At 55.3% G+C, this 20,054-nt stretch carries 16 protein-coding genes, 1 tRNA gene and 1 pseudogene; 8 read left to right on the top strand and 10 right to left on the bottom strand.

All coding sequences use genetic code 11. From position 1 onward, the window contains the following. Positions 1–25: 25 nt before the first annotated feature. On the top strand, positions 26–3,115 hold the full coding sequence (locus LQ945_RS05060; RefSeq protein ID WP_270102414.1) for a beta-galactosidase: 3,090 nt from the start codon (positions 26–28) through the stop codon (positions 3,113–3,115). A 113-nt stretch (positions 3,116–3,228) separates the two neighbouring features. Then, positions 3,229–3,304: transfer RNA gene (locus LQ945_RS05065), tRNA-Asn, on the top strand. 195 nt (positions 3,305–3,499) lie between these two features. Here LQ945_RS05065 and LQ945_RS05070 read toward each other — a convergent pair. Continuing rightward, positions 3,500–3,904: a DUF2251 domain-containing protein gene (locus LQ945_RS05070; protein WP_270102415.1), complete on the bottom strand. Its 405-nt coding sequence runs from the start codon at positions 3,902–3,904 to the stop codon at positions 3,500–3,502. Between the two features lie 264 nt (positions 3,905–4,168). Here LQ945_RS05070 and LQ945_RS05075 point away from each other — a divergent pair. Then, a pseudogene (locus LQ945_RS05075) lies at positions 4,169–4,419 on the top strand (IS3 family transposase); the annotation flags it as partial. A gap of 159 nt (positions 4,420–4,578) precedes the next feature. Here LQ945_RS05075 and LQ945_RS05080 read toward each other — a convergent pair. Beyond that, positions 4,579–4,977, bottom strand: a complete 399-nt coding sequence (locus LQ945_RS05080) for a hypothetical protein (protein WP_270102416.1) — start codon at positions 4,975–4,977, stop codon at positions 4,579–4,581. Beyond that, a complete protein-coding gene (locus LQ945_RS05085; RefSeq protein WP_035888149.1) occupies positions 4,974–5,273 on the bottom strand; it encodes a hypothetical protein in 300 nt (99 codons plus the stop codon). The genes LQ945_RS05080 and LQ945_RS05085 overlap by 4 nt, the downstream gene beginning before the upstream one ends. Positions 5,274–5,693: 420 nt before the next feature. Here LQ945_RS05085 and LQ945_RS05090 point away from each other — a divergent pair, with 420 nt between their 5' ends. The 5 genes from LQ945_RS05090 (at position 5,694) to katG (ending at position 11,592) form a co-directional block, all read left to right on the top strand. Beyond that, positions 5,694–6,128 carry a helix-turn-helix domain-containing protein gene (locus LQ945_RS05090; RefSeq protein WP_270102417.1) on the top strand — a complete coding sequence of 145 codons (435 nt, stop codon included), beginning with the start codon at positions 5,694–5,696 and terminating at the stop codon, positions 6,126–6,128. Next, on the top strand, positions 6,128–7,435 hold the full coding sequence (locus LQ945_RS05095; protein ID WP_270102418.1) for a type II toxin-antitoxin system HipA family toxin: 1,308 nt from the start codon (positions 6,128–6,130) through the stop codon (positions 7,433–7,435). The genes LQ945_RS05090 and LQ945_RS05095 overlap by 1 nt, the downstream gene beginning before the upstream one ends. Positions 7,436–7,866: 431 nt before the next feature. Beyond that, positions 7,867–8,580 carry a hypothetical protein gene (locus LQ945_RS05100; RefSeq protein WP_270102419.1) on the top strand — a complete coding sequence of 238 codons (714 nt, stop codon included), beginning with the start codon at positions 7,867–7,869 and terminating at the stop codon, positions 8,578–8,580. Between the two features lie 24 nt (positions 8,581–8,604). Beyond that, positions 8,605–8,838 carry an ion channel gene (locus LQ945_RS24880; protein ID WP_420136175.1) on the top strand — a complete coding sequence of 78 codons (234 nt, stop codon included), beginning with the start codon at positions 8,605–8,607 and terminating at the stop codon, positions 8,836–8,838. Positions 8,839–9,393: 555 nt separating this feature from the next. Then, positions 9,394–11,592, top strand: coding sequence for a catalase/peroxidase HPI (gene katG / locus LQ945_RS05105; RefSeq protein WP_270102420.1), 2,199 nt, complete (start codon positions 9,394–9,396; stop codon positions 11,590–11,592). A gap of 124 nt (positions 11,593–11,716) precedes the next feature. Here katG and LQ945_RS05110 read toward each other — a convergent pair whose 3' ends face one another. From LQ945_RS05110 to LQ945_RS05140, 7 genes are all read right to left on the bottom strand, one after another. After that, complete coding sequence (locus tag LQ945_RS05110) at positions 11,717–13,342, bottom strand: MFS transporter (protein ID WP_270102421.1); 1,626 nt, start codon at positions 13,340–13,342, stop codon at positions 11,717–11,719. Beyond that, on the bottom strand, positions 13,326–13,760 hold the full coding sequence (locus tag LQ945_RS05115) for a DoxX family protein (RefSeq protein WP_270102422.1): 435 nt from the start codon (positions 13,758–13,760) through the stop codon (positions 13,326–13,328). Before LQ945_RS05115 ends, LQ945_RS05110 begins: the two co-directional genes overlap by 17 nt. A 44-nt stretch (positions 13,761–13,804) precedes the next feature. Beyond that, positions 13,805–14,626 carry an alpha/beta fold hydrolase gene (locus LQ945_RS05120; RefSeq protein WP_270102423.1) on the bottom strand — a complete coding sequence of 274 codons (822 nt, stop codon included), beginning with the start codon at positions 14,624–14,626 and terminating at the stop codon, positions 13,805–13,807. A 150-nt stretch (positions 14,627–14,776) separates the two neighbouring features. Next, positions 14,777–16,198, bottom strand: coding sequence for an MFS transporter (locus LQ945_RS05125; protein WP_269933762.1), 1,422 nt, complete (start codon positions 16,196–16,198; stop codon positions 14,777–14,779). A 190-nt stretch (positions 16,199–16,388) separates the two neighbouring features. Continuing rightward, positions 16,389–17,579 (bottom strand): sugar transporter, encoded by a 1,191-nt coding sequence (locus LQ945_RS05130; RefSeq protein WP_044552462.1) that lies wholly within the window; start codon positions 17,577–17,579, stop codon positions 16,389–16,391. Positions 17,580–17,740: 161 nt separating this feature from the next. Further along, positions 17,741–18,682, bottom strand: coding sequence for a sugar phosphate isomerase/epimerase family protein (locus tag LQ945_RS05135; RefSeq protein ID WP_262242069.1), 942 nt, complete (start codon positions 18,680–18,682; stop codon positions 17,741–17,743). A 23-nt stretch (positions 18,683–18,705) separates the two neighbouring features. Continuing rightward, positions 18,706–19,884 carry a Gfo/Idh/MocA family protein gene (locus tag LQ945_RS05140; RefSeq protein ID WP_270102424.1) on the bottom strand — a complete coding sequence of 393 codons (1,179 nt, stop codon included), beginning with the start codon at positions 19,882–19,884 and terminating at the stop codon, positions 18,706–18,708. Positions 19,885–20,054: the final 170 nt, after the last annotated feature.

The following is a 20,054-nucleotide window of genomic DNA, read 5'->3' on the forward strand; positions in this document are numbered from 1 at the left end:
TACTCTGCCGACAGGACGATCGCCGATGAGTGCACTGCCCTCTCCTTCCCTGAAAGACCTTATTGCCCGCCAGGACTGGCAAAATCCGGCCTGCACCCATTATCAGCGGCTGGCTGCGCATCCGCCTTTTGCGAGCTGGCGCGATCTGAACGCGGCGCGTGACGACAGCCCCAGCAGCAGCCAGAAAACGTTAAACGGCGACTGGCAGTTCAGCTATTACCGCAGCCCGCAGGCGGTGCCCGAAGCCTGGCTGCGGCAAGACCTGCCCGATGCCGACCGGCTGGCGGTGCCGTCCAACTGGCAACTTGCCGGTTATGACGCGCCGATCTACACCAACGTCCGCTACCCGATCCCGGTCAACCCGCCACGGGTGCCGGAAGAAAACCCGACCGGTTGCTATTCCCGCCAGTTCACCGTCGATCCCGCCTGGCTGGCCGAGGGGCAGACGCGCATTATCTTTGACGGCGTCAACTCGGCGTTTTACCTGTGGTGCAACGGCCATTGGGTTGGCTATTCGCAAGACAGCCGTCTGCCCGCCGAATTTGACCTCAGCCCCTGGCTGCAGGCCGGTGAAAACCGACTGGCGGTGATGGTGCTGCGCTGGTGCGATGGCAGCTATCTGGAAGATCAGGATATGTGGCGCATGAGCGGGATTTTCCGTGACGTCAGCCTGCTGCATAAACCCGCCACCCACCTGAGCGATGTCCGCATCACAACCCCGCTTTACGACAGCTTCCGCCGTGGCGAACTGGTGGTGGAAGCGCACGTCAATCGACCGACGCAGCACCGGGTGCAACTGCAGCTGTGGCGCGATGGCCAATTGATTGGCGAAAAAACCCAGGCGCTCGGCAGCGAAATTATCGACGAGCGCGGCGCCTATGATGACCGCACAACGCTGCGCCTGCCGGTGGAACAGCCTGCATTGTGGAGTGCTGAAACCCCAACGCTGTACCGGGCCACGCTGGCACTGTTGGCACCAGACGGACAAATCATCGAGGTGGAAGCCTATGACGTTGGCTTCCGCCAGGTCGACATCAGCAACGGGTTGCTGAAGCTGAACGGCCAGCCGCTGCTGATCCGCGGCACCAACCGGCATGAACATCATCCGCAGCACGGTCAGGTGATGGATGAAGCCACAATGCGCCACGACATTCTGTTGATGAAACAGCACAACTTCAATGCGGTGCGCTGCTCGCACTACCCGAATCACCCGCTGTGGTACCGGCTGTGCGACCGCTACGGGCTGTACGTGGTCGACGAAGCCAATATTGAAACCCACGGCATGCAGCCGATGAACCGGCTTTCCGACGATCCGCTGTGGCTACCGGCGATGAGCGAGCGCGTGACGCGCATGGTGCAGCGGGATCGCAACCATCCCTGCATTATTATCTGGTCGCTGGGCAACGAATCCGGCCACGGCTGCAACCACGACGCGCTTTATCGCTGGGTGAAAAGCCAGGACCCTACCCGCCCGGTGCAGTATGAAGGCGGCGGCGCCAACAGCGCCGCGACCGACATTATCTGCCCAATGTACGCCCGGGTGGATCAGGATCAGCCGTTCCCGGCCGTGCCCAAGTGGTCGATCAAGAAGTGGATCGGCCTGCCGGATGAACAGCGACCGCTGATCCTGTGCGAATATGCTCACGCGATGGGCAACAGCTTCGGCGGTTTTGACCGCTATTGGCAGGCCTTCCGCCAGTATCCGCGCCTGCAAGGTGGCTTCGTCTGGGACTGGGTCGATCAGGCACTCACCCGCCGCGATGATAACGGAGATGAATACTGGGCCTACGGCGGCGACTTCGGCGACACGCCTAACGATCGGCAATTCTGCCTTAACGGTCTGGTATTCCCCGATCGTACGCCACACCCGGCGCTGTTCGAGGCGCAACGCGCCCAGCAATTTTTCCAGTTTGCCTTTGATGCCAAGACGCTGACGTTGACCGTCAGCAGCGAGTACCTGTTCCGTCATAGCGATAACGAACGGCTGGACTGGCGGCTGGAACTGGACGGAGTAGAACGCGCCAGCGGCAGTTTTGACCTCGCGCTACCGCCGCAGGGCAGCGCCAGCTTCCACCTGCTCGACCGCTTGCCGATACTTCATCAGCCCGGCGAGCTGTGGCTGAATGTCGCGGTAGTGCAACCCCAGGCCACCGACTGGTCCGAAGCCAACCATCGCTGCGCCTGGGATCAATGGCCGGTACCGCGTACGCTGCATTTGGCGTCGCCGGCACCGAAAGGCCTTGCCCCACAGCTGAGCCAGAATGACCGGACGATTGAGATCGGCCACGGCGAGCAACGCTGGCAGTTTACCCGCGAAAATGGCCTCCTGAGCCAGTGGTGGCAAGATGGCGAAGCGCTGCTGCTGACGCCGCTGCAAGATAACTTTATCCGTGCGCCGTTGGATAACGACATCGGCATCAGCGAAGTGGAACGCATCGATCCCAATGCCTGGGTCGAACGCTGGAAGCTGGCCGGCATGTACCAGCTGGAAGAGCACTGCACGCTGCTGCAGGCCGATCTGCTGAGCGACGGCGTGCGGGTGGTGAGCGAGCACCGGTTCGGGGTAGATGGAGAAACGCTGTTGTGCAGCCGCAAACAGTGGTTGTTCGACAGCCAGGGCGCGGTCAGCGTCAGCGTTGACGTCGCGATCGCCGCCAGCCTGCCGCCACCGGCACGTATCGGCCTGAGCTGCCAATTGGCGGACACCCATCCGCAGGCACAATGGCTGGGCCTGGGGCCGCATGAGAATTACCCGGACCGTCGCCTTGCCGCGCAATTCGGGCGCTGGCAACGACCGCTGGAAGAGCTGCACACGCCGTATATCTTCCCCGGCGAAAACGGCCTGCGCTGCGACACTCGCCAGCTGCAGTACGGCGACTGGCACATCGACGGGCAGTTCCACTTTTCGCTCAGCCGCTACGGCCTGCGTCAGCTGATGGACTGTAGCCACCAGCATCTGTTGCAACCGGAAGCCGGTACCTGGCTCAATCTGGACGGCTTCCATATGGGGGTCGGCGGCGACGATTCCTGGAGCCCGAGCGTCAATGCGGATTACCTGCTCAGCCGCAGCCATTACCACTATCAGTTGCGGTTAAAACGCGCGGAACTGGGCTAAATCTGCCAAAACCTCAACGGGTTGCGCATTCTGTAAGCAAACAGTCACAGAATGCGTAATCCGCCTTTGACATGCTGCCAACACCCCGTTATGATTCCGGCCGTTCACACGATTCCTCTGTAGTTCAGTCGGTAGAACGGCGGACTGTTAATCCGTATGTCACTGGTTCGAGTCCAGTCAGAGGAGCCATATTAGAGAAGCCCGCTCAGGGAAACCTGAGCGGGCTTTTTGCTTTTACTTTTTCTGATCGGCGGCTATGAGCGAGGATCGGACATTCTGAATACATAGTTTATCTCCTGAAAGTCCAGGAAATCGTCCGCCCCCTTCAGAGTAACATTTTCAATATGGATAGATAATAACGGCAGGCGTTAAGCCCACCGTAACTCACCGGAAAAAGTCATCCACCGAATCGCTCCACTCATGGCCGGACACAGACCATACCTTGTTTATCGGGGGAGGAAATCCACTTCTGCAGTACCCATTTTTCCCCACGAAATCGAACGCTCCATGCGGATATCCGTTGATAAGGAGCACGCACTTCTGACTGTCTTCTGACCAGCCGATTTTAACGTCAGAAGGAATGTGGCCGTCTGAAATATCCTCGACATTGTAGATATACACTGCATCCTGAATCGGGTTTCCTTCAACGGACTCATCGAGCGCGTAGAAATACCCAGTATGGCCATCGTCTTCAAATACGGCAGCCAGCATACCCTCAGGAGCCAGGCTTTTTATCACCTGCGCTTCTCCAACAATGAGCTGAGCCTGTATCGTCACTAAAATCGTCATCCCGATTACTCTCCTTTCCCTGGTTGTTTGGTTAGACTGCACTCAAACCGACAAGCAATTTACCATAACATCCCTGCGATGAAATAAGCCCGTGACCTGCGCCCACTTTGTTGACACACAATTGCTTTCGAAAGGTCTGCTTCTGGCACGCAGCGGACGAGCTAACGGTCCGCTGTGAGCGAACAGCGGAAGTTCGCAGGTGTTTCACATCTGATGAAGGCATTACTTAAAGGATGATGTGGCAGTCAACGGGGAGCAGGTCAACACGGCCTGGAAGGGAGTATGAGCCGTCGCGGTAACTGTCACGATAACGCGGTTGCAGAAAGCTTTTTCCAGTTACTGAAACGCGAGCGGATAAAGAAAACATCTACGGAACGCGGGAAGAAGCCCGCAGCGATATTTTTGATTACATCGAAATGTTTTATAACAGTAAGCGTCGGCATGGTTCTAGCGATCAGATGTCACCGGCTGAATATGAAAACCAGTATTATCATGGACTGCCCCCATGCCGGTAGACAGATTCTGTCCTCACGACGAGGCCTGCGTCTGATCTTATCTTTCCAACTCCATCGCTGCTAGCAGAGGAGGACAATCATAACCACTGCTATAAATGATCTTCGAAAGTAACTTCCCCGACTGCTGAGTAGGGACCATTCGGCTGGATTAGGAGTAGTTTAAGAAGCCAAGATCAGAGAAGCCCCCTTAACTGTGGATAAACGCTGCTTCCATACTCTCTGCAAATTAAGCGTCAGTTGTGGAGCTCGAATCGAATTACAGCGGGTTACCCATGAAGGTGACATTGAGGTTTTGATTTTCATTGTGTGCAGGAGATTATTACGAAGGAGTCGCTTCAGTCGTAACAGCGCTATATCCCGTTTCTCTTTACTTTCAAAGATCCATACAAACTCCTTGAGCGAATTGAAAAAATCATTGGTAAGACCTTTATTACCGGCAAAGCCACGGGAACTGATTTTCATGTTAATGAAGCGAACGACATTGCCGAAGTCCTCCAGAACATCGGACTCGCTCAGGCCACGGGTCGCGAATAACAAGGAGTAGTAACGTTTTTTCATTCTGATTCATCTCCATTAATGTATGACAGTAGAGTTTCGCTGCTCAGCTTGCGGAACTTCGAGGCTGACTCATGACGGATCAGACTGTAGCTGGTGTGACTGATCTGAAACATACACCAGCCGAGGTCATTTAATTCCGATGTAAGCGAGGCCAAATAGTGCTGGTCAACGAAGTCACGTTGAGCGAGCACCCCAAATCCTTTCAATGACAACTGAAAGCGAGTGATCGATTTTTCATCGTTGAGTTTTTCCATTGCGATGCGAATAAGCTCTGCAACCTCAGAAGGTGTTCTCATTCTTAGCTCCTGCTTTATGTTGATGTCATTACCTTAGCAGTTGGCCTACTAACACTCAATACATAAATACACTTATTATACGCACCCAGTACCCAATTAACTGTATATAGTGGATGACATGTCTTGAATTGTGATTGTAATGACCTCATCCCGGGCACATCTTCTTCTCGTGTTGAGCTTTCACCACTTCAAGTAACACTGGGGTTTTGTAACGTATACGATACTGAATTGTCAGTATTATCCTATTTTGTAACGTATACAATGCAAGAGCTCGACATCCACAGACTTAATATCCATACGAAACCTAATCTTCTTTGCTTCAACAAACCTTCATGAGCCTTACGGATCCGATTACTGGGGTGTCTGAACATCTAAAGTCAGCCGTAAAGGCTGGACAAACCCCAGATAACAAGACGTGCAATGTATTCATTACAAAATCGCGTAATTTTGCATATAATGGAACATATAAGTTGCGGAGTGATGCATGTGAAAATATCAATAACTATGTCAGATACGGCCATTGCAAAAGAGCTGTTCGAACGCCTGGAGGCTTACCGCAAGTCTCGAGGTATTTCCCAGGAAACCCTGGTTGAAAATCTCGGCATTAGTCGGCCAACCTACGCACGGTTGCAGAATGGAGCCTGCAGTCTGGCAACATTCATTGCTGTTCTGCGCGAAATGAGGCTGCTTGAAGGGCTTGATATACTGGTACCAACTCTTGAAGTACGCCCTTCTGATGTATTCAGGGCGCAGAAAAGGCACAGCAGGCGTGTTTCAGGCATCTCGGCCTCAAAAGAAAATCCCGTTATGAACAGAGTGGGCGCAATGCTGGCTCTCAGGAGAAAGGAAAAATAATGATCGCTGATTCATGTGAAGTCCTGTTCGATGGGATTACTGCCGGATATTTGGCGTATACAAGTGACAGCAAAATTGCCACCTTTGAGTACACAGAAGACTGGCGGACTGCTGGTTTCAGCCTATCGCCGCTGTATCTGCCTCTTGAGAAGGGTATATTTACTTTCCCTGCACTACCCTGGGAAACATATCGCGGTTTGCCAGCGGTTTTTGCGGACTCTCTCCCTGATGATTTTGGTAACACCCTGATTGATGCCTGGCTGGCACGAGAAGGTCGTGACAAGTCCCAATTTCTTGCAATAGACCGTTTGCTGTATACCGGGAGCCGGGGTATGGGAGCCCTGGAGTACCTGCCCACCAATAACCCTGATACACCCCATAGCGAGCCTCTGTTAATTGCTGAGTTGGTAAGCATGGCTCAAAAGGTTCTGGATACGCGAAACGGTCTTCAACTGAACGATCATGAAGAATCTTCTCTTTCCAAGTTGCTGCAGATTGGTACTTCAGCTGGTGGTGCAAGGGCTAAGGTGGTAATCGCAGTTAATCAGGAGCGAACGGAAATTCGGTCCGGCCAGGTTGAGGCACCAACAGGATTTGAGCATTTTCTCCTTAAGTTTGATGGCGTAGAAGAACACAAAACTGAACGTCAAACCTTTGGTGACCCGAAGGGGTATGGCCTGATGGAATATGTCTATCATCTGATGGCTAAGCAGGTGGGGATCAACATGTCGCACTGTGAATTGCTCCGTGAAGAAGGGTCCCAGCGGGCACACTTTATGACGAAGCGATTCGACCGGGAAAACAACCAGAAATTTCATGTTCTGAGCTTATGCGGGTTGGCTCATGCAAACTTCAGAAAGGCTGGTGAGTACAGCTATGAAGAGATGCTCGGAATTGCTCGCGAGATAGGTCTAACAAATTATGAACAGGAACAGATTTATCGCAGGATGGTTTTCAATGTGATCGCCAGAAACCATGATGACCACACAAAAAACTGGTCATTTATGGTCGATAACGATTTTCGTTGGACGCTTGCACCGGCCTTCGATATTGCCTGGAGTTTTAGAGAAGATTCGGAATGGGTGGCGTCTCATCAGCTTACCCTCGCAGGTAAGCGAGACAAATTCACAATAGATGATTTACTGAGCGTGGCAAATCTCATCACCAGTCTACGTCCAAGTAAGGCCAAGAAAATTATCAAGGAAACTATTAAAACGGTTTCCAGCTGGCGTGAGCTGGCGGAAAGAGAGGGTGTTCCGGCATCACTTAGAGATGAAATCTGGAAGACTCTTCGGCTAAAATGGTAACGTAAACAATACTAAACCCTCATTTAAGATTCCTTTTGCAACGTTTTCGATACCAAAATAATATTCAGCCCGCGATTAATCTGGCCCGGTAATGTAACCTCCGGGCTTTCAATCACCTGCAATAAACAACCATCAGAAAGGGTATGCTTGCTAATTCAGGACGGGATAGCGCCTTGCTGCACTGTACTGTGAGGGTCAACTCCCGACCGGCTGTTTGGGGTCAGTTTGGATATCGAAAATTATTGTACGTTAAGGTGATTTTTTATACCCCTGGTCTGCGGTAAGGGGACTTGACCAGGTTGACAGGCAGCTATGAGCGAGGAGCGGAAGTTGGTACATGTTTCGCAACTCATGGATTTTAACTGATAACGCAGAGTACCAACAAATGGGGAGTTGGTCGCTTAGCAGCGACACTGACATGAACATATTGCATGCGTATACTCAAAAAAACTGCATTTTCGGTAGCCATTTTGTTAAACTGTGATGAAATTAATAAAAATCTTATTATTCCCATGAAAATTAAAAACAAAGCAGCAGCAGGCTATTCTCTGATAATTTTATTATTTGCAGCAGTCTACTATTTTACTTGGTTAGTTAATCCAGATTCATTCATAAAAAATAACGCTCTGAATTCCACCCCTGTCCAGAACGCTATAAAGTTAGCGTTTTCGTATAACGATGTAGCGCATGAAGATTATGATAATATTTCAATCGAAGATTTTTCCGAAGAAACATTAAAAGCCAAAAAGGAATTTGACAGAATAATCAGTCACAACATTAACCTTGAAAGTGTACTATCCCAGCAAGAGTCAAACCTAAAATCAATAAGAGAAAAACTGTCCAAGGCATGGGCTATGAATACACAGGCGTATGTGGATGAAACGTCTCTAAAACATTACAACGAGCTGACTGTTAAAGAAAGTGAGCGTAAGGCTATATTTTCACAGAAGAATAAAATTCATGAAAGCCAGTTTGATATTATGTTGGCTGATAAAAATATCGAAATATCGGAAGTTAAACTCAGGATAGCAACTGCAGAACGCGATGCTTTAGAATATGTATTGTCACACGTTGGCGACTTCAATGTTCCAAAGCTCGTTTCTGAACTAAATATCACCAATAAAATAATAGATGACACAAGATAAAAATTAATAATAAACAACAAGGAAATGGTTAAAATAAGAAATAATGTGCAAGATTTGTTGAGTAAACGTCAAAAGGAAGACCTCAACTTTTGGGATTTCTTTTTTTACAGCATAGGAATATCAACAACGACTACATTTGGTGATTTAGTAGCTAACTCAAGATTAATAAGAATGTTTGTTTGCATACAACTGCTGTCATCCATTTTTGTTTTAGCCTACGTAACTCAAAGTTTCTTGTCAAAAAATAAAAGCTCATGATGTTCCATAGGACCTAACTGTTGTTAGATGTGCGACGTCCGCTCCTGGCACAAAGCAGAACCATCATCTTACCAACCACTACCTCATCGCCATAGTTTGACTAGAAACTCCTCTACCAGCATACCAACAATTAATTAGCTTATTATTAATGTAATATTGGATAAGTTATTTCCTCTCAGAGATACCATTTTATAACCTCCCACCAAAGAAGCATTAATCAAGAAATCCCCTTTATTAACGCAACGCCCCGCGTCCCTCCGCTTAGCACCCCTATCAATAAAACAAAATTCAATAGCCAAAAACTATCACAACAGTCAACTATTCCTATTTTATCTATCTGCATCTACTGACTACGCTTAATGCTGAGTGTCGGTAGGCTCCGCCCTGTGGGCCTGTCGATGAGTGCTCATATTTTATTTTTGTAAATCAGTTGATTAGATAAACCCTTAGCGCAACACCCGATGTGGGCTTTCGCCCGCGATAGCAAGCTAACGGCTCCCTCAGGCATCAGATTTTTCGGGCCTGGCGAGCAACCTACGAAGCAGAGAGCGCAACATGACAACTGAAAGCAAATGCCCTTTTTCGGGCGGCGGTAAACTGAATGCACCGCGCCGCGGCCCTTCGAATCAAGACTGGTGGCCCAACCAACTTAGCCTGAAGCCGCTGCACCAACACTCCCCCCTCTCCAACCCGATGGACCCGGACTTCGACTACGCCAAAGCCTTCAACAGCCTTGATCTGGCGGCGGTGAAACAAGACCTGCACGCCCTGATGACCGACTCGCAGGAGTGGTGGCCGGCGGACTTTGGCCACTATGGCGGCCTGTTCATCCGCATGGCCTGGCACAGCGCCGGGACCTACCGCATCGGCGACGGTCGCGGCGGCGCGGGTGAAGGCCAGCAGCGTTTTGCACCGCTCAACAGTTGGCCCGACAACGTGAGTCTTGATAAGGCCCGTCGCCTGCTGTGGCCGATTAAGCAAAAATACGGCCGTAAAATTTCCTGGGCCGATCTGATTATCCTGACCGGCAACGTGGCGCTCGAATCCATGGGCTTTAAAACCTTTGGCTACGCGGGCGGCCGCGCCGACACCTGGGAACCGGATGATGTTTACTGGGGCTCGGAAAAGATCTGGCTGGAACTGAGCGGCGGTCAGAACAGCCGCTACTCGGGCGATCGCGACCTTGAAGACCCATTGGCCGCAGTGCAAATGGGCCTGATCTACGTGAACCCGGAAGGCCCGGACGGTAACCCTGATCCGGTCGCTGCGGCGCGCGACATCCGCGAAACCTTCGCCCGCATGGCGATGAACGACGAAGAAACCGTGGCGCTGATTGCCGGCGGCCACACCTTCGGCAAGACCCACGGCGCGGGCCCGGCGTCGCACGTCGGTGACGATCCTGAAAGTGCAGGCCTTGAGCTGCAGGGCCTCGGCTGGCATAGCAGCTTCGGTACCGGCAAGGGCAAAGACGCCATCACCAGCGGTTTGGAGGTCACCTGGACCACCACCCCGACCCAGTGGAACCACGACTTCTTCCGGCACCTGTTCGAATACGAGTGGGAGCTGATGCAAAGCCCGGCCGGTGCGCACCAGTGGGTAGCCAAAGACGTCGGCGAAACCATTCCCGACGCCTTCGATCCCAACAAAAAGCAGCGTCCGACCATGCTGACGACTGACCTGTCGCTGCGTTTCGATCCGGCCTATGAAAAGATCTCACGTCGTTTCTATGAACATCCCGATCAGCTTGCCGATGCCTTCGCCCGTGCCTGGTACAAACTGACCCACCGCGATATGGGGCCACGCGCTCGCTATCTCGGCCCGGAAGTGCCGGCCGAAGAACTGATTTGGCAGGATCCGATCCCGGTGGTCGATCATGAGTTGATTAACGAGCAGGATATCGCCGATCTCAAAACCCGTATCCTGGCCTCCGGCCTGCCGGTGTCGGTGCTGGTTTCCACCGCCTGGGCATCCGCCTCCAGCTTCCGCGGCTCCGACAAACGCGGCGGGGCCAACGGGGCGCGCATTCGTCTGGCTCCACAAAAAGATTGGGCGGTGAACGAGCCTGCTCAGCTGGCACAAACCCTGGCCACGCTGGAAGGTATTCAGCAGGCCTTTAACCAGGCGCAGTCAGGTAACAAACACGTCTCACTGGCGGACGTGATCGTGCTGGCCGGTGCGGCAGGCATTGAGAAGGCAGCGATCAGCGCCGGGCACCCGGTGAGCGTTCCCTTCACGCCGGGCCGCATGGACGCAACGCAGGAGCAGACCGACGTCGAATCCTTCGAAGCGATGGAACCGGTGGCCGATGGCTTCCGCAACTACCTGAAGCAGCAATTCAGCGTGCCGGCCGAGACGCTGTTGGTTGATAAAGCCCAGCTGTTGACGCTGACCGCGCCGGAAATGGCGGTATTGGTGGGCGGGTTGCGGGTGCTGAACGCCAACGTCGGTCAAAGCCAGCATGGCGTGTTGACCCAACGCCCGCAGGCGCTGACCAACGACTTCTTCGTCAATTTGCTGGATATGGGCACCACCTGGAAAGCGGCAAGCGAGGACGGCGTGTTTGAAGGGCGCGACAGCCAAACCGGCGCGCTCAAGTGGACGGCAACGCGTGCCGATCTGATTTTCGGTTCGCACTCTCAGCTGCGGGCTTTGTCGGAAGTCTACGGCAGCTCAGACGCCCAGGGCAGCTTCGTGCGCGACTTTGTCGCCGCCTGGACTAAGGTGATGAACCTCGATCGTTTTGATCTTGCTTAAGAGATATAACGGGCGCGGCATGCCGCGCCCGTACGCCAAATACCAGTGAAGGTTTTGTCAGTAGCCTGAAAGCCCGCTTAAGCTAACCTAAGCGGGCTTTTTCTTTCATTGGAGACAGCCTGTTTTATTCGCCCTTCGGCTGCCGTCCCAGGTGCCGTAAATCGAGCGCCAGGAAGTGATGCACCAGCGGTTTTTCCGGGCCAATATGAAACTTAAGCGCTTCTTGCTGTAGATCGGCATCGGCATGCGAAACCCGCTGATGCTGGCGCAAATGCTCGGCCCACGACTCCACCATAAACCACTCCATCACGCATTGCGGATCGGCGGTATGTTCAGTCAGCCCCCAGGCATAGGCACCATCGCGGCGACGTACCCGCGAAAGCTGTTGCAGCATGTGCAAAAACTGCGGACGATCTTCCAACCGCACGCGATACTCCACCTGGATCATAACCGGCCCACGGTCGTTCTCCACCGGGGTATTGAGCAAAGGCTCAGGCCAATGGTTGGAAGGCTGCAGATCGGCCTCGCCTTCCGGCAGGCGAATGCGGTGGAATATCAGCGAGATGATCAACAGCCCGATAGCGCCCGTCAGCAGCGTCGCGGCCACGCCAATTTCCTGCGCAATCAGCCCCCACAGCAGGCTGCCTGCGGCCATCGCGCCATTGAACACCATCAAATAAATCGCCAGGCCGCGTCCGCGCACCCAGTTTGGCAAAACGCCCTGTGCCGCGCCGTTCAGCGAGGTCAGTGCGATAATCCAGCCCGCCCCCAGCGCCAGCAGCAACACCACGGCCAACCACTGCGGCGGGGCCAACGACAGCAGCCCCATCACCAGCGCAGTGATCACCGCCGCCAACAGCACCAGGCCATCAGAGTTCAGGCGTTGACGCAGCCGTGGCAGCAGGATCGCACCGCCTATCGCGCCTGCGCCGACCGCCCCCAGCAAGATGCCATAGAAACCGGCGGTGCCCCCCAGCATCTGCCGTGCCACCAGCGGCAGCAGCGCCCATACCGAGCTGGAAAACACAAAGAATACCGCCGCGCGCAGCAGCACCACGTGCAGCTCATGGCTGGCGCGGGCATAGCGAATGCCGGCGCGAAAAGCGCCAAAGAAATGCTCGGAAAGACCGCTGTCCTCTGTCTTTGGCCTGCGCCACCACAGCAACGCAGCAACCACGAACACGTAGCTCAGGATATCGGCACCGTAGGCTGCACCGGCGCCAAAACTCGCCAACAACAGGCCCCCCGCCGCCGGCCCGATGGCTCGAGCGATGTTGATCCCCAACGAGTTCAACGCCACCGCATTTCTGAGATCGGCACGTGGCACCAGCTCCGGGACGATGGATTGCCAGGTCGGCCCCATCAGCGCCCCGCCAATACCGCCGATAAAGGTCAGCGCCAGTAAGTACTCTACGGTTAATGCCCCGCTTTGCGACAGCAACAGCAAGGTGCCGCTGACGCAGGCAAGCAAAATTTGCACAAAAATAAGGAAGCGGCGACGGTCGAGAATATCCGACAGCACCCCGGCCGGGATCGCCAACAGGAATACCGGCAGCGTGGCAGCGGTCTGCATCAGTGCCACCGCCGAGGGGTTCGAGGAGAGATCCGTCACCAGCCAGGAACTGGCGACGTCACGCATAAAGCTGCCGACGTTGCCCAACACCGTGGCCCCCCACAGCACCGCGAATACCGGGATCTTCAACGGTGCGAAACCGCCGGGTGCTGCCTTGCTCTCAGCCGGTTCGGCCATCTTTGTGCTCCTTTAGATCGTATAGCGCCACCAGCAGCAACGCGCCTGCCAGCCCAATATGTTCAAAAAAACCGTTCATGCCGGTAAAGCGCTCCGGCGGGCTCAATTCCCAGAAGCGGTTGGCCATCAGCGTGGCGGCCAGGGTAAACCAGGCCAGCGCCAACGCCCCCAACCAGCGGTAGAAACCGGTCAGGATCAGCAGCGAGGCCCCCAATTCCAGCAGGATCACCAGGCCGGCGAACAACGCCGCCGGCTGCAGGCCAAAGTGGGTCATTTCCGCCACGGCACCATCAAAGTTCAGCGCCTTGACCAGGCCCCCCTGAATATAGGCGGCACAAATCGCCGGCAGCATCAGCCAGCGGCTAAAGGGCGTATCAACGGCATGTCTTATCTGAGAGAGAAAAGCGCTTGCGCTCATGGTCTTCTCCGGTTCACAGGCTTTATCTCCCCTGCGGGGTGAATTCAAGACTGAATAAACGCCAGCAAATCGGCATTAAACTGTTCGGAATCGTTCTGCGCCAGGCCGTGGGACCCACCCGGATAGACCTTCAATTCAGCCTGCCTGATAAGCTTAGCGGCTTTCATTGCGGATGCAGCGATCGGCACAATCTGGTCGTCATCGCCGTGCACAATCAGCGTCGGCTTGTCGATAGCCAGCAGATCGGCGGTATAGTCGACCTCCGAAAACTCGCGAACGCAGTCATATAACCCTTTGATTCCGCCCTGCATGCCCATCAGCCAAAAGCTGTCCTTTAGCCCGGCGTTGGCCTTGACCCCCTTGCGGTTGAAACCGTAAAAAGGCAGCGCCAAATCCTTGAAGAACTGCGAACGATTTTCCGCCGTTCCGCTGCGAATGCCGTCGAATGCCGACATCGGCAGGCCCTGCGGGTTGGCCGCGCTTTGCAGCATCAGCGGCGGCACCGCCCCCACCAGCACCACTTTCGCCACTCGCGCGCTGCCGTGGCGGCCGATGTAGTGCGCCACTTCCCCGCCGCCGGTGGAATGCCCCACCAGGATCAGATCGCGCAGATCCAGCGCTTCGATCAGTTCCGCCAGATCGTCCGCATAGCGATCCATGGTATTGCCGTTCCAGGTTTGATCCGAACGGCCGTGGCTGCGACGATCGTGCGCGATAACGCGATAACCGCATTGGCCGAAGAACAGCATTGAGTTGTCCCAGGCATCGGCGGTTAACGGCCAGCCGTGAGAAAACAGTATCGGTTGCCCGCGGCCCCAGTCTTTATAAAAGATACCGGTGCCGTCTTGGGTGGTCAGGATGCTCATGAGGTTTCTCCCGGAGGTGATGTGGTACATCTTCCGGCTTAACATTAAGGCAGGAGGGAAAGCGGTGATAACGGAATTATTTTCGGATGATCGCAAGTTTTTTTGCTGAAGATCCCGGCGCTGCGCGGAGAGGCGACGCCGGAATTGGCCTCAGATATTTTCCAGATCGATTCCGCGCGTTTTCGGGCCAAACACGCCAATGACCACCATCACAATCAGCATGCTGGCCACGATAAAGGCGATGACCCCCACCGAGCCGCCGTATTGCAGAATGATGCCGATAATCAGGCTGCTGAATACCGTCGACAGCCGGCTGAACGAATAGCAGAAGCCGACGGCGCGGGCGCGTATGTAGGTCGGGAACACTTCAGATTGATAAGAATGGTAGCTGTAGGTCAGCCAGGCATTGGACCAGGTGATGAAGAACCCACAAAGGATCAGCCAGACGGGGTTGTTTTGCAGGGCAAACAGCGAGCCGAAGATCACCGTCACCAGGCAAGAAAGTACAATCTGCCACTTGTTTTCCATCTTGTCGGCATAGCGACTGCACAGCAGCGATCCCAGCGGGTAAGCCAGGGTAATAAAGAAGGCATACAGCAGGCTGTGGGTGATGGAGGCCCCCTTTCCGGCCAGCAGAGCGGGCAGCCAGTTGCCAAAGCCAAAAAATCCGATGGCCTGGAAGAAATTCATCACCACCAGCATCAGGGTGCAACTGCGATAACGCGGCGACCAGATATCCTTAAAGCTCCCCTGCGCCGGCATTTCGCTCTGCGCTAGCGCGTCATGCGCGGGGAAATCCGCCGTATGGGTGACGCCGCAGCGCCGTTCCATCGCCTGCATCACCTGCCGGACCTCCGGGTAGCGCCGCTGCTGCGCCAGCCAGCGCGGCGATTCCGGCAGGCCTTTACGCACCAGCCAGATCACCAGCGAAGCCACCGCACCGGCGATCACCACGTAACGCCAGCCGCTCAGGCCCAGAATGGTTTGCGGCACCAGCCACCACGACATTAACGCCACCGTCGGCACGGAAAGAAACTGGATGAAGAAAGAGAAGGCAAACGCCCGGGTGCGCAGATGTGCCGGCACCCATTCGGTCAGGTAAGTATCGATCGTCACCAGCTCGATGCCCAAGCCGACGCCGACCAAAAAGCGCAGGAAGATCACCCATTCGGCCTGATGTTGAAAAGCCAGACACAGCGAAAAGATGCCATACCAGGCCAGTGCAAACATAAAGGTGGTGCGGCGGCCAAAGCGGTCGGCATAGGGGCTGAGCAGGCTGGCGCCGATAAACAGGCCGAGGAATGTGGCGGAGGCGAATGCCGCCTGGTCGGAGAGGCCGAACACGCCCTGCGCACCGGTGTGGAAGATGCCTTCGGCGATTAAGCCGGTGCTGATGTACCCGGTCTGGAACAGATCGTAGAGTTCAAAAAAACCGCCCAACGCCAGCAAGGCAATGAACCGCCAAAGACCGGCGGAGGTGGGCAATGCATCAATTCTTGCCGACAGATCCCGTTCATGGATCGGCGACTGGGCCGCCCCCACGCTTCCTGCAACCAAAGACTCACTCACCATTAACCTCGCCATAACATAATCGATAGTTTTCTATGCTATCGGCTCGGCGTCGGAGTTAAATATTTAATTAGCAGACTATGAAAAAAATATAAGCATAAAAATCTGCAGCAATCTGTTTTGCTGAGAGAAAATTTAACCGGGGTGGCAATGCCCGACAGCGAGTCGCTGGCCCGCTGTCGGTGTGCAGGATTTAGCGGATGTGGTGGTGTTGCAGGCGTTCGCTGCGGTAAAAGTTCAGCACACACCAGCCGAGGGCGATCAGCGCCAGCGGCGCAGCGACAAAGCCGATGTTGCCCATGCCCAGATGCCGGCTGACCTGGTTACCCAGCAGCGCGCCGCCGCCGATACCGAAGTTGTACAACCCGGAGTAGATCGACATCGCCACGTCGGTGGCGTCCGGCGCCAGGTTCAACACCTTGGCCTGCATCGACAGGCCAATCGCCATGATGGCCATACCCCACACCGCAAACAGCAGCGTCAGGTGATTTTCATTGCCGGAGGCCGGCAACAGCAGCAGCAGGCTCAGCATCAACAGCGCGATGGCGCCGATGAAAAAGCCCGACGGAAAACGTTCGCTGAAGCGGCTAAACAGCAGGCTGCCAATGATACCGGCGGCACCGAACAGCAACAGCATCAGCGTGGTGAAGTTTTCCGACAGCCCGGCCACGGTCTGAATAAAGGGTTCGATATAGCTGTAGGCGGTGAAATTCGCCGTCACCACGATGATGGTCAGCATATACAGGCTGACCAGCGCCGGACGCTTAAACAGCATCGGCACGCTGGACAGCGAGCCGGAATGCTCGCTTTTCAGCACCGGCAGCAGACGCCACAGCAGCACCAGCGCCAGGGTGGCGCAAACCGCGATGCCGATAAAGGTCATGCGCCAGCCGAGGATCTGACCAATCACGCGGCCCAGCGGCAGGCCGAGCACCATCGCCAGCGCGGTACCGCCTGCCAGCAGGCTTAGCGCCTGCGCCTTTTTGCCCGCCGGGGCGACGCGGATCGCCAGCGAGGCGGTGATCGACCAGAAGACAGCGTGGGCCAGCGCCACGCCGGCACGGGAAATCACCAGCGTGGTGAAGTTCCAGGCCACGGCGGTCAGTACATGGCTGGCGATAAACAGGATGAACACCCCGATCAGCAGCTTGCGCCGTTCAATCTTGCTGGTAAGCAGCATGCACACCAGGGAGGCGGAGGCGACAATCCAGGCGTAAATGGTGATGATCAGACCCACTTGCTCGGTCTGCATTGAGAAACTTTTGGCGATGTCGCTCAGCAACCCCACCGGAATAAACTCGGTGGTATTGAAGATAAAGGCCGAGACGGCAAGGATGACCACGCGCAACCAGGCGGTTGAGCGAGATACCTGGGTTTGTTCCATGTTAAACGGGATCCGGACAGGTGCGGGAAGTAGCGATATTTTAACCAATCGCCGGGGTAAATGCGATATAGGTCACACTTTTATTCGCCTGTTTTTTTCGACAGGCCTTTGCCGCGCAAAGGCCTGCAAAGCAGCAGGCCATTAGCGAAAATAAGCAGGCTTTATTGGCTGATGCAGCGTTGTAACGCCTCAACCGAGGTATTAATACCGGCATCGACCGACATGGTCAGATCTTCCATCTCCAGCGAGACCCAGTCGTTGTAACCCATCATGCGCACCACCGAGAAGAACTCCTTCCACCACTGTAAATCCTGCCCGCACCCGACGGCCACATAGTTCCAGGCCCGCTGCGCCACCTGTTCCACCGGCCGGGTTTCCAGCAGCCCGTTGACCGCCACTATCCCCCTTTCCAGCCGAACATCTTTGCCGTGTACGTGGTGGATCGCGTCCCCCAGGCGCCGTGCGACGGCGATAGGATCGGCCCCCATCCAGATCAGGTGGCTCGGATCGAGGTTCAAACCCACCATAGGCCCCACCGCGTCGCGCAGCCTGAACAGGGTGTCCGGGTTCCACACCAGCATCGAGCTGAAATTTTCCAGCGCGAACTTCTCGATGCCGAACGCCTGGGCTTTATCCACCAACTTCTGCCAATAGGGGATCGCCACCTCGTTCCACTGGTAGTCCAGGCAGTTTTTCAGCGTCGGTGGCCAGCTGACGGTATAGGTGATCCAGTTGGGGATACTGTCGCCGGGAGCCGCAGGTGGCAATCCGCTCATCATGACGATTTTTTTCACCCCAAGGCTGGCGGCCAGCGCCAGCGTGTTGTCGGTCTCATGGCGGTGTTTTTCGCCCAGAACGCCCGGTTCCAGCGGATTGCCGGAAACGTTCAGCGCCGCAATTTTCATACCGCGGCTTTCCAGCGCCGCCATCAGCCGCCGCCGCTTGCCCGCGTCCTGCAACAGCGCCACGGTGTCCAGATGCGGTGCCGAAGACCAGCCGCCGGTAGTCATTTCCACGCCAAACACCCCCAGTTCGCCCAGGCGATCCAGCATGGCTTCAAACGGCAGGTGGCCCAGGCTATCGGTACAGAAAGAAAGTTTCATGCTCTTGCTCCGGGTTGAATAGTTTATTCAAAGGTCACCCAACGGGCGCCCTCGTTGGCGGAACGTACGCAGTTTTCAATCCAGCGCACGCCCTCGATCCCGGCGTTGATATCCGGATACACCAGTTGCGCCAGCGCCTGCCGATCGCCGCGGCGGGTGGCGTCGATGGCCAGGGCAAATTTCAGGTAAATGTTGGCCCAGGATTCGGTCAGGCCTTCGGTATGCAAAGCCCCCAGCCGTTCCCAGGCGTTGCAGGCATCGTCCAGATACGACATGCCGCGATACAGCGTCTGGTTCGGCTGCCCCTGCACCTCGTAGCGCAGCTCACTGGGGTTGATGTCGCTCCACTCCAGGCTGGCCTTCGACCCCACGATGCGAATGCGCTGGCTGCTCATGGCACCGGCATTCACCGAGGAGGCCCACATCCGCCCTACCGCGCCGCTTTCGTAGCGCATCATCACCAGCGCGTTGTCTTCCAGCGGTGCACGCGAGGGAATAAAACTTTGCCGATCGCAAAGCAGTTCGCGGATCTGCATCTGCGGCATCACCAATTGGGAGAGGTAATAGGTGTGGGTGGAAATATCTCCCAGCACAAAGCTCGGGCCGGAGATCTTGGGGTCAATACGCCATTTCTGCGCTTCGCTGAGGCGATCCACTTCGTCCGTGGCATTAAAACCGTGGGTATATTGCAGATCCACCATCCGAACTTCGCCGATCTGGCCGTTGGCGATCATTGCGCGCATCTGCAGCAGCAGCGGGTGGCCGGAGAAACCGTAAGTCACGCCGACGATCAGGTTTTTTTCCGCCGCCAGCGCTTTAATCTCATAGGCTTCCTGGCTGGTGAAAAACAGCGGTTTCTCGCAGATCACGTGCAACCCGGCCTGCAGCGCCGCGCGGGTAATTTCATAATGCGTGCCGTTCGGCGTCGCCACCGACACCACTTCAATACCGTCCTCCCGCCGTGCCTCTTGGGCGAACAACGTGCGGTAATCCTCATAGCAGCGTTCGGCCGCTACCCCCAGATTCACGCCGAACTCACGGCCGCGTTCCGGCACGATATCAAACGCGCCGGCCACCAGCTCAAAAGCGGTATTATCCCGTAACGCCCCGCAGCGATGCTTGTATCCCACCTGCCCTAACCGCCCGCCGCCGACCATTGCCCAGCGCAGAGGGCGCGCCGTTTTTCTTTCGCCATTTAACATAGTTGCTCCCGAAGCTTTAGATTTGACCGTTTTCGTCGCCGTGCACCCGGGTGCAAATTTTAAATGCACCCGGGTGCAAAATAAGGTGGCAACTTGACCGCAAAACAAATGCCCCCTGCGATGGACTATTGGAGAGGGTCAAAAATAAGTCAAATGCGCCACGACAAATC

This window comes from Serratia liquefaciens (assembly GCF_027594825.1).
GTDB lineage: Bacteria > Pseudomonadota > Gammaproteobacteria > Enterobacterales > Enterobacteriaceae > Serratia > Serratia liquefaciens_A.